Here is a 14,018-nt window from a genome sequence, read left to right as displayed (position 1 = left end):
CGCGGCCCCGGGCAGGGGTCGTGCCGGCGGGCGGTTGCTCAGACCGAGAAGTACTTCGCCTCGGGGTGATGGAACACGAAGGCGTCGGTCGACTGCTCCGGATGCAGCTGCAGCTCGTCGCTGAGCTCCACGCCCATGCGCTCGGGGCGCAGCAGCTCGACGACCTTGCGGCGGTCCTCCATGTCGGGGCACGCGGGATAGCCGAGCGAGAACCGTGCGCCGCGGTACTCCAGCTTGAACAGGCCAGCCGTGTCGGCCGGGTCCTCGGCGGCGAAGCCGAGCTCCGCGCGGATGCGGGCGTGCCAGAACTCCGCGAGCGCTTCGGTGAGCTGCATCACGAGGCCGTTGAGCTCGTAGTAGTCGCGGTACCGGTTCTCGGCGAAGAGCTTCGCGGTCACCCTGTCGATCGCAGCCCCGGCGGTGACGAGCTGCACGGGCAGCACGTCGACCTGGCCCGACTCGCGTGAGCGCACGAAGTCGGCGAGGTTCAGGTGCCGATCGCGGCGCTGCCGCGGGAACGTGAAGCGCAGCCGGTCGGCGCCGAGCACGCCGCCGGAGCCTCCGTCAGGCGCGAGCAGTCCGGGCACCCCCAGCACGCCGGTCGGGTCGTCGCCGTGGTGCAGCACCACGACGTCGTCGCCCTCGGACACCACGGGGAAGTACCCGTAGGCGACCGAGGCGTCGAGCATGCCTTCGGCGAGGATGCGGTCGAGCCAGTACCGCAGGCGCGGCCGGCCCTCACGCTCCACGAGCTCCTCGTACGAGGCGCCGTCCTCCCCGCGCCCGGGCTTGAGGCCCCACTGCCCCATGAACGTCGCGCGCTCGTCGAGGTACGCGGCGTAGTCGCCCAGCGCGATGCCGCGCACGATGCGCGTGCCCCAGAACGGCGGCGCCGGCACGGGGTTGTCGGCGGCGACGTCGGACCGGGCGGGCATCGCCTCCGGCTCGGTGAGCGTGAGCTTCGGCCCGCGCGCGTGGATGCGCTTCTTCAGCGGAGGCAGGCCGACGGATGCCGGGTCCTCGCCGCGGGCGACGCGCACGAGCGGCTCCATGAGCGCGAGTCCCTCGAATGCGTCCTTGGCGTAGCGCACCTCGCCGTCGAACATGCCGGCGAGGTCGTCCTCCACGTAGGCGCGGGTGAGCGCGGCGCCGCCGAGGATCACCGGCCACTTCTTCGCCAGCCCGCGCGCCTGCAGTTCCAGCAGGTTCTCCTTCATGACGACCGTCGACTTCACGAGCAGGCCCGACATGCCGATCACGTCGGCGTCGTGCTCCTCTGCCGCGGCGATGATGTCGGCGATCGGCTGCTTGATGCCGAGGTTGATCACCTTGTAGCCGTTGTTCGTGAGGATGATGTCGACGAGGTTCTTGCCGATGTCGTGCACGTCGCCGCGCACCGTCGCGATCACCATCGTGCCCTTGCCCGACGCTTCGGACTTCTCCATGTGCGGTTCGAGCAGCGCGACCGCGTTCTTCATGACCTCGGCGGACTGCAGCACGAACGGCAGCTGCATCTCGCCGGCGCCGAAGCGCTCTCCGACGACCTTCATGCCCTCGAGCAGATGATCGTTGATGATGCCGAGCGCTGTCATGCCCTCGCCGAGCGCCAGGTCGAGGTCGGCGTCGAGCCCCTTGCCCTCCCCGTCGATGATGCGACGCTCCAGCCGCTGACCCACCGGGAGCGCGGCGAGCTCGGCGGCGCGCTGGTCGCGCAGGGCCGCCGTGTCGACGCCCGCGAACAGGTCGAGCATCGCGGCCAGCGGGTCGTAGGTGACGTTTCCGTCGGCGTCGTACTCGCGCCGGTCCCACACGAGGTCGAGCGCGACGGTGCGCTGCTCCTCGGGCAGCGAGGCGAGCGGAACGATCTTCGCGGCGTCGATGATGCCGCTCGACAGCCCCGCTGCGGTGGCCTCGTGCAGGAAGACCGAGTTCAGCACGATGCGCGCGGCCGGGCTGAGGCCGAACGACACATTGGAGACGCCGAGGGTGGTGTGGATGCCGGGGTACTTCTGCGTGATCTGCCGGATCGCCTCGATGGTCTCGATGCCGTCGCGGCGCGTCTCCTCCTGACCCGTGGCGATGGGGAACGTGAGGCAGTCGACGATGATGTCCTCGACGCGCATCCCCCACTCCCCGACCAGCGAGTCGATGAGGCGCGAGGCGATCGCGACCTTGCCCTCCGTGGTGCGCGCCTGGCCCTGCTCGTCGATCGTGAGCGCCACGACCGCGGCGCCGTGCTCCTTGACGAGCGGCATGATGCGTCCGAACCGGCTCTCCGGCCCCTCGCCGTCCTCATAGTTCACGGAGTTCACGACCGGCCGGCCGCCGATCAGCTCGAGACCGGCGCGGATGACGGCAGGCTCCGTGGAGTCGATCACGAGCGGGAGCGTGGACTGCGAGGCGAAGCGCGACACGACCTCGCGGATGTCGGCGACCCCGTCTCGGCCCACGTAGTCCACGCACACGTCGAGCAGATGCGCGCCGACGCGGATCTGGTTGCGGGCGATCTCGACGCAGTCGTCCCAGCGCTCCTCGAGCATGGCCTCGCGGAACGTCTTCGAGCCGTTGGCATTGGTGCGCTCGCCGATCGCGAGGTACGAAGCGTCCTGGTCGAACGAGACGTGCTGATACAGCGACGCGACGCCGGGCTCGACCTGCGGCGAGCGCGCGGGGAGCGCCCGCGAACGGTACGGCTCCAGCCGCTCGACCACGGCCGCGAGGTGCTCGGGCGTCGTACCGCAGCATCCGCCGACCAGGCCGAGTCCGAACTCGCGCACGAACTGCTCGTGCGCCGTGGCGAGCTCGGCAGGGGTGAGCGGGTAGTGCGCGCCGTCGGCGCCGAGAACCGGCAGCCCCGCGTTGGGCATGCAGGCGATCGGCACCGTGGCATGCTTCGACAGATGACGCAGGTGCTCGCTCATCTCGGCGGGTCCGGTGGCGCAGTTCAGCCCGATCGCGTCGACCCCCAACGGCTCGATCGCGGTGAGCGCGGCACCGATCTCCGACCCCATCAGCATCGTGCCGGTGGTCTCGACGGTGACCTCGACGAAGATGGGCAGGCGGATGCCGCGAGCGACGATCGCCTGCCTGCATCCGTTCACCGCCGCCTTCGTCTGCAGCAGATCCTGGCTGGTCTCGATGAGGAACGCGTCGGCGCCGCCGTCGATGAGCCCCTCGGCCTGCAGCGCGAACGTCTGCTTCAGGTGCTCGTACGTCGTGTGGCCGAGGCTCGGCAGCTTGGTGCCAGGCCCCATGGACCCGAGCACCCAGCGCACGCGCCCGCCCGCCGCCTCGGCGGCGTCTGCGCGCTCGCGCGCGATGCGGGCGCCGGCCTCGGCGAGCTCGTGGATGCGGTCGTCGATTCCGTAGTCCGACAGGTTCGACCAGTTCGCCCCGAAGGTGTTGGTCTCGACGGCGTCGATGCCGGTGGCGAAGTAGGCGTCGTGGATGCCGGCGATGACGTCGGGGCGGGTGATGTTGAGGATCTCGTTGCACCCCTCCAGGCCCTGGAAGTCGGAGTCGAGCGACAGGTCGTGCTGCTGGAGCATCGTGCCCATCGCGCCGTCGGCGATGACCACGCGCGACTGCACGGCGTCGAGCAGCGCCTGCGAGCGGGCGGGGCGATCGAACGCCTCGATGTCGAGGGGGTGACGGGGGTGCATCCTCCCAGCCTAGGGGCGGGTTCGCCGCATGTTTCGGTGTGCGACGGAGCAAGATGGAGCCATGAGCCTCCCGCCTCTCGCAGACCTGCTCGCCACGGCGCGGGTCGTCGCCCTTCCGATGCACACCCGGTTCCGCGGCGTGGACACCCGCGAGGCGCTGCTGTTCGAGGGTCCGCAGGGATGGGCGGAGTTCTCCCCCTTCGTCGAGTACGGCGACGACGAGGCGGCGACGTGGCTCGCGGCGGCGATCGACTTCGCCTGGAACCCGCAGCCCGCGCCCGTGCGCGACCGCGTTCCGGTGAACGCGACGGTGCCAGCCGTGGCTGCGGAGAGCGTCGCCGATGTGCTCGCCCGGTTCCCCGGATGCCGCACAGCCAAAGTGAAGGTCGCAGAGCCGGGGCAGACCCTCGCGGACGACATCGCGCGCGTGCGGGCGGCGCGCGAGGTGATGGGACCGGAGGGGCGCATCCGCGTCGACGCGAACGGGCAGTGGAACGTCGACGAGGCCGAGCACGCCGTGCACGCCCTGGCCGAGTTCGACCTCGAGTACGTGGAGCAGCCGTGCGCCACCGTGGAGGAGCTCGCCGAGCTGCGCCGTCGTGTGACCTACATGGGCATCCCCGTCGCCGCCGACGAGAGCGTGCGCAAGTCGTCCGACCCGCTCGCGGTCGCGAGGGCCGGGGCTGCCGACCTGCTGGTCGTGAAGGCGCAACCGCTGGGCGGGGTGACACACGCCCTGCAGATCGTGACGGCCGCCGGTCTGCCCGCGGTGGTCTCCAGCGCGCTGGACACCGCCGTCGGACTCGCCCAGGGCGCCGCGCTCGCCGCCGCCCTCCCCGACCTCGACTACGACTGCGGACTCGGCACCGCATCGCTGTTCCTCGACGACGTGGCCGATCGCCGTCCGGTCGACGGGACCCTCCCCGCACGGAGGACGACACCGGATGCCGCGGCCCTCGACCGCCTCGCCGCCTCGCCCGACCGTCGCGAGTGGTGGCTCGACCGCCTCCGCCGCTGCCATGAGGCCCTTGGCGGCGCGGCCGATGCGGCCTAGCCTGGCGGCATGTGCCGCAACATCGTCCCTCTGAACAATCTGGAACCCGCCGCCACAGACGACGAGTGCCACGACGCCGCCCTGCAGTTCGTGCGCAAGATCGCCGGCACGACGAAGCCCTCGCGCGCGAACCAGGAGGTGTTCGACCGTGCGGTCGACGAGATCGCGGCGGCCACGCGTCGCCTGCTCGACGGTCTCGTCACCTCCGCGCCGCCGAAGAACCGCGCGGAGGAGGCTGCGAAGCGGCAGGCCCGCTCGGCCGAGCGCTACGAGGCGATCCGCGTCTACCAGCAGGAGAAGCGCGCCGCGCGCGCCGCGTCCTGATCGTCGGCCTCCGCGTCGGACGGCCGACCAGGTCACTCCGCGATGAGCAGCTGCACCAGCCGGCCCAGCTCCTCGCCCCCTGAATGGCGCAGCTGCCCGGCATCCTGTCCCGCCATGGCGCCGCGAACGGTCATCCCCTCCCACACGATCATGAGCATGCGTGCGGCGGCTTCGGCGGGCACGCGAAGCCGGAACAGACCGACCTCCGCGATGTCGGTGATGATCTGAGCGATGCTGCGCACCATCTCGCGCTCCTGGGCGAGGTACGCCGAGCCGAAGGCCTCGTCGCGCAGCGCCCTGATGCGGATCTCGCTGTGCAGCATCACGCCGAGACGGTCGTCTCCTCCGGCGTCCATGACTTCGCGCACGAGGGCGACGGGGTCGCAGCCTTCGGCGAGCGCGCCGTCGGCCGCCATCTCCTCCACGCGTGCGCGGACCGCCGTCACCCGCTCTTCTCCGACGCTGGCCGCCAGGGTGAGGAACAGCTCGTCCTTCGACTCGAAGTTCGAGTAGAACGCGCCGCGGGTGAACCCCGCGCGCTCGCAGACCGCTTCGACGGAGGCGCCGTCGAGGCCGACCTTGGCGAACACCTGTGCGGCGGCGTCGAGCAGCCGCGCTCGCGTGTTCTCGCGTCGTCGCGTGGCCGGTGTCGTCATCGAATCCTCCCGCTCCACATTCTCACACCCCGCACACAGACAGGCGGTGGCTGACGCCCTTACGATACATCTATGTATCGGATACAGAAGTGTATCCGAATGGGATCCTCGGAGGCCTCGTGTCCACTCTCCTGTCGTCGCTCGGGCGCTGGTCGTACCGCCACCCGTGGCGCGTGCTCTTCTCGTGGCTGATCGTGCTTGGCATCGCCGGCTCCGGCGCACTCGTGCTCGGACAGGGCACGGACAACACCTTCTCGATCCCCGGCACGGAGTCGCAGGCCGGCCTCGAGCAGCTCTCGCGCTCGTTCCCTCAGGTGAGCGGCACCAATGCCCAGTTCATCGTGGTCGCGGCTGACGGCGACCACGTCACCGACGACGACTACCGCGCCGACATCGAGGACGCCGTCGACGATCTGACGCGCCTCGACGGCGTGCTGGCCGTCACCTCCCCGTACGACGAGATGGTGACGGGCATGGTGAACGACGCCGAGACCGCCGCGATCGTGCGGCTGCAGTTCGACGGGCAGGCCACAGACGTGTCCGCCGAGACCAAGGACGCCCTCTCGGATGCCGTCGACGACCTCGCCGCCGCGCTGCCCGACGGCTCGCGCACCGCACTCGGCGGCGACCTGTTCGCGACGTCCATCCCCGGCGTGACGCTCACCGAGGCGGTCGGCCTGCTCATCGCCCTGCTCGTGCTCATCGTCACGTTCCGCTCGTTCGTGATCGCCGGCCTTCCCCTGCTCACCGCGGTGCTGGGCGTCGGCGTGTCGATCGCCGGCATCTTCGCCGCCACGGCCTTCGCCACGGTGTCGTCGACGACGCCGCTCCTCGCGCTCATGCTGGGCCTGGCTGTGGGCATCGACTACGCGCTCTTCATCATGGCGAGGCATCAGGATCAGGTACGCGCAGGCGTCGACCCGGAAGAGTCCGCATCGCGTGCCGTCGGCACAGCCGGCTCGGCCGTCGTGTTCGCGGGCATCACGGTGCTCATCGCCCTCATCGGCCTGAGCTTCGCCGGCATCCCGTTCCTGACGACCATGGGGGTCGCGGCGTCCGTCGCCGTGGCGGTGGCCGTGGCCATCGCCGTCACGCTCACCCCCGCCTTCCTCGGCCTCGTGAAGGGCCGGGTGGTGGGGTGGCCGCGCCGTGACCGCGCGCCGCGCACGCGACGCGTCCGCACGAAGGCAGCCAGGGCCGCCGACCCAGCCGGGTCTGCGGAGGCGGCGACGGCCCAGGCCGCGCCGCGCCGCTCGTTCAGCCGGCGCTGGGTGTCCGGCGTCACACGGCGACCGGTGCTCGTCTCGCTCGCGATCGTGCTGGGACTCGGCATCGTGGCGGCGCCTGCCCTGAGCCTCGACCTCGCGCTCCCCAACGCGGGCGTGCTGCCGAAGGACTCGCAGGCACGCCAGAGCTACGATCTCGTCGGCGAGGAGTTCGGCCCCGGCTTCAACGGGCCGCTGATCCTCACCGGCACCATCGTGACCTCGACCGACCCGCTGGGGCTCATGGACGACCTCGGCTCGGCCGTCGAGAAGATCGACGGCGTCGAGGAGGTCGCCCTCGCGACCCCGAACGAGACGGCCGACACCGGCATCGTGCAGATCATCCCCGAGACTGCGCCGGACGACCCCGCCACCGCCGACCTCGTGCGCGAACTGCGTGCGCACCACGACCAGTGGCTCGACGAGTTCGGCATCGACCTGAAGGTCACCGGGTTCACGGCCGTCGCGATCGACATCTCCGACCAGCTCGGCAATGCGCTGCTGCCGTTCGGAGTGTTCGTCATCGGGCTCTCGCTGATCCTGCTCACGATCGTGTTCCGCTCGATCTGGGTGCCGGTCACCGCGGCCCTCGGCTATCTGCTCTCCATCGTGGCCGCATTCGGCGTCGTCGGCGCGGTGTTCGAGTGGGGCTGGTTCGCCGACCTCCTGCACGTGGCGAAGGTCGGGCCGATCATCAGCTTCATGCCGATCATCCTCATGGGCGTGCTGTTCGGCCTTGCCATGGACTACCAGGTGTTCCTCGTCTCGCGCATGCGGGAGGACTACGTGCACGACCCCGGCTCGAAGAGCCCCGACCGCTCGGTGCGCCGCGCCGCCGCGCTCCGAGCCGTACAGAGCGGGTTCGCCGGGTCGGCCAAGGTGGTCACGGCGGCAGGGCTGATCATGTTCGCGGTCTTCGTCGCGTTCGTCCCCGAGGGCGACTCCTCGCTCAAGCCCATCGCCCTCGGCCTCGCCGCCGGCATCGCGATCGACGCGTTCCTCGTGCGCATGACGTTGATCCCGGCCCTCATGGCGATCCTCGGCGAACGCGCGTGGAGCCTCTCCGCGTGGCTGGAGCGCATCCTCCCGAGCGTCGACATCGAGGGCGAGGCTGTGGAGCGCGAGCGGCACCTCGCCGACTGGCCCGGCGACGACTCGGTCGTCGCCGCCGACGAGCTCGAGCTGGACGAGGCCGGCATCCGCGGATTCCGGCTGCGCGTCACTCCCGGCGCATCGGTCGTGCTGACCGGCGCATCCCCGGGGCGGCTGCGGGCTCTCGCCCTCGCGATCGCGGGGCGGGTCACGCCGGACGGCGGCCGGCTGCGCGTCGCAGGGCACCTGCTGCCCGGTCGCGCGGCGTGGGTCCGTGCGCACGTCGGTGCCGTGATCGCGACGGATGCCGGAGTCTCGGCATCCGAGCTCGACGACGCCCTCCGCGGGCGCCCGGCCGTGGTCGTGATCGACGGCGCCGACCGCTTGTCCACCGCCGACCGCGATCAGCTCGCCGCCCGCCTGCGCGACGCCGGTGCGGGCATGGCCGTGGTGCTCACGGCATCCGCCCCGGAGAGCGCACGAGAACTCCTGTCGTCCGCCGGCCGGCCCGCGCCCGACACGATCGACGTCACCACCCCCGCTGCGCTCCCGGCACCCGACTCCGCATCCGCTCCGACGACCGAGGTGAACGCATGACCCTCCGCATCGAACGCGCCCGCTCGCGCAAGCCGATCACGTGGCTGACCCTGCTCGGCGTGCTGCTGCTGCCCGCCGCGGTCGGCGGCATCCTCGTGGCGGCGCTCCAGGACCCCACCGAGCGCCTCGATTCGATGACCGCCGCCATCGTCAACCTCGACGACCCGGTGACCATCGACGGCCAGGTGACGCCGCTCGGCCGCCAGCTCGCCGCAGGACTCGTCGAAGGGCCCGACTCGTCGGACGCGGATGACGACACCGACGGGTCGAACCTCACCTGGGTCATCTCGAACGAGGACGACGCGAAGGAGGGACTGGCCGACGGCACGTATCAGGCCGTCGTCACCATCCCCGAGGACTTCTCCCGCGCGGCGACCTCCTCCGGCCAGGCGATCGCCGGCACCGGAGAGGCCCCCGAGAAGGCGACGATCACGGTCACCACTCCGGACGACGGCCGCGTCGCCGACGACCTCATCACGGGGCAGCTCGCCTCGGTCGCCGCATCGACGATGGGAACCACCATCTCGGAGGCCACGATGGACAACGTCCTCGTCGGGTTCACCACGATCGGCGACCAGATCGGCGACGCCGCCGACGGCGCAGCACAGCTGGCGTCGGGAGCACGGGATGCCGCGACCGGCGCAGCCCAGATCCCCGCGGGCGCGACGCAGCTCGCGTCGGGAGCCGACGCCCTCGCGTCCGGCGCCTCCGACCTCGCCGGCGGGCTCGGCACCATCGCCGGGAAGACGCGGGAGGTGGCGGCCGGCGCGTCCCAGCTCGGCTCCGGCCTGCTCGGCGGAGCGTCCAGCCTGGAGCAGAACATCCCCGGGACGACGCAGCTCGTCGGCGCCGTGCAGACCGGATCGGGCGCCGCACGAGACGCCGCGGCCCAGACGGCCGGGCTCGCACAGAAGCTCGGCACGATGGCCGCGACATGCGTGTCACTCACGCCGGGCGACCTCTGCGCGCAGGTGCAGGAGGCGGCGGGCGACGCCGCGACAGCGGCTACCTCGGCCGGAACCGCTTCCGGTTACCTCAACGATCCGCAGGTCGCCGGCGGGATCGCGGCGCTCCCCGGCACCTTCAGCACCCTCGCGACGAGCATGCGCGACGCCGGGACGGGCGCATCGTCGATCGCCGCGGGGCTCACGCAGCTCGCGACCGACGGCATCGATCCGTCGACGGCGGGCGCGCGCCAGCTCGCCGACGGTGCGACCCAGCTCTCGGGCGGAGCGACGGAGCTCGCGGGCGGCGCCACCGACCTCGCATCCGGTCTCGACACGCTGGCGACGGGGACCGGCGACCTCGCGGGCGGCCTGCGCACGGCATCCGACTCGCTGCCGTCGTTCACCGACGCCGAGTCGACGTCGCTCGCGTCCGTGATCGCGGACCCGGTCACGGCGGACACCCCGGCGAACACGATCTTCGGCCCCACGGCGATCCCGCTCCTCGCCGCGGTCGTGCTGTGGTTCGGCGGCCTCGCGTCGTTCGTCGTGATGCGCGCGCACACGACGCGCACGCTCACGTCGCGCCGCTCGTCGGCCGGGCTCGCTCTGCGCGGCTTCCTCCCCGCAGCGCTCCTCGGCGCAGGCCAGGGCGTGCTCGTCTCGGTCATTGTCCAGTTCGTCGCCGCCTACGACGCGGGTACGTGGTGGGCCTTCGCCGGCACGGCGGTGCTCGCGGGCGTCGTCTTCGCGGCCGTGAACCAGGCCATGGTCGCGGTGCTCGGAGGGATCGGACGCTGGCTCTCGGCCCTCGTCGGCGTGCTCGCGGTGGCGACCGGGTTGATCTCGACCGTGCCGGCGTGGCTCGCGGCGATCGGCGCGGCGCTGCCGACGGCACCCGCCATCGCCGGGCTCATCTCCGCGAGCGGCGGAGCGGCTGCGGGGCTCGTCGCCTGGGGCGTCCTGTCGCTGCTGGCGACCACGATCGCCGTGGCGCTGCGACGCACCACCTCGACTCGCGCCGTCATCGCCACCGCCTGAGCGGCGTCGCCGGCGTAGTGTCGTGCCATGCGCCGACGCTTCATGGACACCCAGGAACACCTCGCATCGCTCGACGGGCAGCAGTACCTGGTGCTGCGGCCGGCCGGAGCCGTCGCGCGCGCGTACGAGGAGGTCCAGGGTGCCCTGCTCGCGGGCGATGCCGGCGGGCTCCCGCACCCGCACACCGGGCACGTCACGCTGCGCGGCTTCTTCGAACCGCATCGGCGCGAGGAGCTCGCCGCGCTCATCCGGACGTGGGCGGCCGACCGGCGACCGATCGCGCTGGCGGCGGATGCCGTCGACAGCTTCGCGGCGCCGTGGCAGATCGTGATCCTCCGGCTCGCTCGCACGGCGGCGCTCGTCGACGCCTACGCGTCGCTCACGGACGCCCTCGCCGGCTCCGACTTCCGCCGGCTCGGCGAGCTGCCCCTCGACGAGTGGACGTTCCACCTCTCGGTCGTCTACGCCAAGACCCTGCGCCCGGAGGCGTGGGATCGCCTGGAGGCGGCAGCCGTGCGCCCGCTCGACCCGTCACCCGCCGAGACCGTCGATGCGGTCGAGTTCGTCTGGTACGAGAACGGCGAGGAGTACGCCGAGACGATCCCGCTGGGCGGGATCAGCTGAGGCCCGAATAGGCGTGCAGCCCCTTGAAGAACACGTTCACGATGGTGAAGTTGAACATCACGGCGGCGAACCCGACGATCGAGAGCCACGCCGACGGGTTGCCTCGCCACCCGCGCGTCGCGCGTGCGTGGATGTACCCGGCGTAGACGACCCAGATCACGAAGGTCCAGGTCTCCTTGACGTCGAAGCCCCAGTAGCGCCCCCAGGCGTCCTGCGCCCAGATCGAGCCCGCGATGAGCGTGAACGTCCAGAGGATGAAGCCGATGATCGTGAACCGGTACGCCATGCTCTCGAGCCGGTCGGAGGCGGGGAGCGTGCGGAGGAAGCCCGGCGCCTTCTTACTCGATCCCTCGCTGAGCAGCCGCTCCCGGCGCGACTGCATGAGCTGCAGCACGGAGAGCGCGAACGCGAGGGCGAAGAACGCCGTGCCCAGCGAGGCGACGAAGACGTGGATGATCAGCCAGACGCTCTTCAGCGGGTCCATGAGCGGCGTCACGTCGACGTAGAAGTTCGTCGCGGCGAGACCGAGCAGCACCACCACGAGCCCCGTGATGAACGTGCCGAGGAAGCGCAGGTCGACGCGGGTGAGCACGACGAGGAACACCGCGACGATGAGCAGCGTGCCGATCATCGCGAACTCGTACAGGTTCGCCCACGGCACGCGGCCGGCCGCGATGCTGCGCGTCACCGTCGCGGCGAGGTGGAACAGCCACGCCAGCACCATGAGCGACGTGCCGATGCGCGCCATCACGAAACGCTGCGGCGGCGTGGCAGTGGTGGCCGGAGGCGTGCTCGCACCCCCGCGTCCGCCGACGCCGGCGCCGACGAGCTCCGCCTCACGCACCGTGCGGACGTCGGCCGCGACCTGCGATCGCCGGGCGAGGTCGAAGGCGAAGGCGACGAACGAGGCTGCATAGATCGCGATCGCGGTCCACAGCAGCACCGGCGAGATCACGGTGAGCTCGAACATGGTGTCAGTCTACTTTCGGGTGTCGGATGCCGCGGGCTCGGCATCCGCGGGTTCGGAGGGTGTCTCGCCCCGCTCGTCGGCGGGCATCGCCGCGGTGACCCCGGCGGCGTCGAGCAGCCGCGCGTGGCCGGCCACGAGGTCGTCGACCGCGGCGGCGAGCGTCGGGTCCTCGCCGCGCGCCAGGCCCGCGTACTCGATCGTGACCGTGTCGCCCGCCGGGTACGCCTTGACCCACACGCGGCGCCGCGGCACGAACAGCGCGAGCATCAGCCCGCCGAGGGCGAGCAGCGCGAACACCAGCACCCACACGGCGGAGGCGTCATGATGGATCTGCAGCGAGGCGAAGCGCTTGACCGACTGCGAGAGATCCGTGGCCCCCGCCGGCGACTCGTCCTCGAACGTCACGGTTCCGCGTCCGCCCGGAAGGTCGGCCGTCTCCCCCGGGCTCAACTCGAGCGACTCGACGTCCGTGCCGCGCCCGGTGAGCTTCGTGAGATCGGTCGTGTCGAGCACGTACACCGACTTGGGATCGCCCTCGTTGATGCCGAGGTCGCCCTCGTACACGTCGAGGGTGAGGGTGGGGTTGGTGAGATCCGGGTAGGCGGAGAAGAACGCGCCCGTGTCGAGAACGCCCGTCGTCGGGTAGAAGAAGCCGAGCAGGCCGAGCTGCTCCGGCATCCCGTCGGTCACCTTGATCACGCCGAGAGAGGTGAGGTTGTTGTCCTGAGGCAGGAACGGGACGCTGTTCTTGTAGACGACCTCGCCGTCGGCGTTGCGCACGGTGATCGTCGGGGCGTACCCGTTGCCGAGCAGGTAGATCTTGTCGCCGGCGATGTCGAGCGGATGGTTCACCCGCACCGCCCCGGTGCGCTCCTCGCCGTTCTCCTTCACGGTCATGTTGGCCGCGAAGTCGCCCGCCTGCCCCGAGCCGGGCTCGCCGAACGGCTGGTAGGTCACGTCGAACGAGTCGAGCTGCATCGAGTACGGCGTCAGGGCGCCGTCGCCGACGAATCGCCCCCTGTTCATGGAGTCGTAGTCGAGCAGCGTGTTGGCGAAGGTCTCGCCCTCCACGAGCACGCGCTGCCCCGTGTAGGCGAATCCGCCGCCCACGCCGACCGTGATGAGCACGCCGACGAGCGCGATGTGGAACAGCAGGTTGCCGGTCTCGCGCCAGTATCCGCGCTCAGCCGAGACGGACGACGACTTCTTGTCGTCGTACCGCTCGACACGGTAGCCCAGCGCCTTCAGCTGCTTCTCCGCGATGTCGACCGCCGTCACCGCGTCGGCTCCGGCATCCGCCGCCGCGCGGTCGACCGCGCGGAAGTCCGCGAGACGCTGCAGCCGCGCGGGCGTACGCGGAGGCCGCGCGCGCAGTGCCTTCGCGTGGTGCTTGATGCGGGGGATGACGCAGCCGACGAGAGACGTGAACAGCAGCAGGTAGATCGCCGAGAACCACGGCGACAGGTACACGTCGAACATCTTCAGCGCGTCGAGCACCGGGAAGAGGTCGGGGTTGTCGCGCTGCCACTGCGTGACGCCGTTCGGATCGGCCATGCGCTGCGGGAAGATCGACCCGGGGATCGCCGCGATCGCCAGCACGAGCAGCAGGATCAGCGCGGTGCGCATGGAGGTTAGCTGACGCCAGCCCCACCGCAGCCAGCCGACGACGCCGAGCTTGGGCTGCGTGATCGAGTCGTCGCCGTCGACGTGGTCGGACGGCCGCAGAGGGTCGGTCGAGTCGCGGGTCACGGCGTCCTTCCGGTGCGTCGTCTTCTGGTCGGGGCGGGGA

The 14,018-nt window shown here is 71.2% G+C and carries 9 protein-coding genes; 5 read left to right on the top strand and 4 right to left on the bottom strand.

Annotated elements, in window-relative coordinates; translation table 11 throughout:
• Nucleotides 1-38: 38 nt before the first annotated feature.
• Nucleotides 39-3,662, bottom strand: coding sequence for a methionine synthase (gene metH / locus AB663_RS07500; protein WP_067197497.1), 3,624 nt, complete (start codon nucleotides 3,660-3,662; stop codon nucleotides 39-41).
• A 61-nt stretch (nucleotides 3,663-3,723) separates the two neighbouring features.
• On the opposite strand from metH, the gene AB663_RS07495 reads away from it, so the two are divergent.
• Complete coding sequence (locus tag AB663_RS07495; protein WP_067197494.1) at nucleotides 3,724-4,716, top strand: o-succinylbenzoate synthase; 993 nt, start codon at nucleotides 3,724-3,726, stop codon at nucleotides 4,714-4,716.
• A gap of 9 nt (nucleotides 4,717-4,725) precedes the next feature.
• Nucleotides 4,726-5,040: a DUF2277 domain-containing protein gene (locus AB663_RS07490; protein WP_067197491.1), complete on the top strand. Its 315-nt coding sequence runs from the start codon at nucleotides 4,726-4,728 to the stop codon at nucleotides 5,038-5,040.
• Between the two features lie 32 nt (nucleotides 5,041-5,072).
• Here the strand turns inward: AB663_RS07490 and AB663_RS07485 are convergent, their stop codons facing one another.
• Nucleotides 5,073-5,696: a TetR/AcrR family transcriptional regulator gene (locus AB663_RS07485; RefSeq protein WP_067197487.1), complete on the bottom strand. Its 624-nt coding sequence runs from the start codon at nucleotides 5,694-5,696 to the stop codon at nucleotides 5,073-5,075.
• A 119-nt stretch (nucleotides 5,697-5,815) separates the two neighbouring features.
• Between AB663_RS07485 and AB663_RS07480 the strand changes: the two genes are divergently transcribed.
• Genes AB663_RS07480 through AB663_RS07470 form a run of 3 tightly spaced genes read left to right on the top strand, consistent with a single transcriptional unit; the run spans nucleotide 5,816 to nucleotide 11,259 of the window.
• A complete protein-coding gene (locus AB663_RS07480; protein ID WP_067202373.1) occupies nucleotides 5,816-8,650 on the top strand; it encodes an MMPL family transporter in 2,835 nt (944 codons plus the stop codon).
• Nucleotides 8,647-10,635 (top strand): YhgE/Pip domain-containing protein, encoded by a 1,989-nt coding sequence (locus AB663_RS07475; protein ID WP_067197484.1) that lies wholly within the window; start codon nucleotides 8,647-8,649, stop codon nucleotides 10,633-10,635. The genes AB663_RS07480 and AB663_RS07475 overlap by 4 nt, the downstream gene beginning before the upstream one ends.
• 27 nt (nucleotides 10,636-10,662) lie before the next feature.
• Nucleotides 10,663-11,259: a 2'-5' RNA ligase family protein gene (locus tag AB663_RS07470; protein WP_067197480.1), complete on the top strand. Its 597-nt coding sequence runs from the start codon at nucleotides 10,663-10,665 to the stop codon at nucleotides 11,257-11,259.
• Here the strand turns inward: AB663_RS07470 and ccsB are convergent.
• Complete coding sequence (gene ccsB, locus AB663_RS07465) at nucleotides 11,252-12,229, bottom strand: c-type cytochrome biogenesis protein CcsB (protein ID WP_067197477.1); 978 nt, start codon at nucleotides 12,227-12,229, stop codon at nucleotides 11,252-11,254. The genes AB663_RS07470 and ccsB overlap by 8 nt on opposite strands.
• A 9-nt stretch (nucleotides 12,230-12,238) precedes the next feature.
• Entirely contained in the window at nucleotides 12,239-13,978 is a 1,740-nt protein-coding gene (gene resB / locus AB663_RS07460) for a cytochrome c biogenesis protein ResB (protein ID WP_067202369.1), read from the bottom strand.
• Between the last annotated feature and the right edge of the window lie 40 nt (nucleotides 13,979-14,018).

Origin of the sequence: Microbacterium sp. XT11, from assembly GCF_001513675.1 — a bacterium.
Lineage (GTDB): Bacteria > Actinomycetota > Actinomycetes > Actinomycetales > Microbacteriaceae > Microbacterium.
Note: the sequence above shows the minus strand (reverse complement) of the source record. Positions and strands in the feature narration are given on the sequence as shown.

What these genes read in the sequence shown, in the direction of transcription:
- metH (WP_067197497.1), bottom strand. Translation starts at nt 3,662, where the DNA reads ATGCACCCCCGTCACCCCCTCGACATCGAGGCGTTCGATCGCCCCGCC.
- AB663_RS07495 (WP_067197494.1), top strand. Translation starts at nt 3,724, where the DNA reads ATGAGCCTCCCGCCTCTCGCAGACCTGCTCGCCACGGCGCGGGTCGTC.
- AB663_RS07490 (WP_067197491.1), top strand. Translation starts at nt 4,726, where the DNA reads ATGTGCCGCAACATCGTCCCTCTGAACAATCTGGAACCCGCCGCCACA.
- AB663_RS07485 (WP_067197487.1), bottom strand. Translation starts at nt 5,696, where the DNA reads ATGACGACACCGGCCACGCGACGACGCGAGAACACGCGAGCGCGGCTG.
- AB663_RS07475 (WP_067197484.1), top strand. Translation starts at nt 8,647, where the DNA reads ATGACCCTCCGCATCGAACGCGCCCGCTCGCGCAAGCCGATCACGTGG.
- AB663_RS07470 (WP_067197480.1), top strand. Translation starts at nt 10,663, where the DNA reads ATGCGCCGACGCTTCATGGACACCCAGGAACACCTCGCATCGCTCGAC.
- ccsB (WP_067197477.1), bottom strand. Translation starts at nt 12,229, where the DNA reads ATGTTCGAGCTCACCGTGATCTCGCCGGTGCTGCTGTGGACCGCGATC.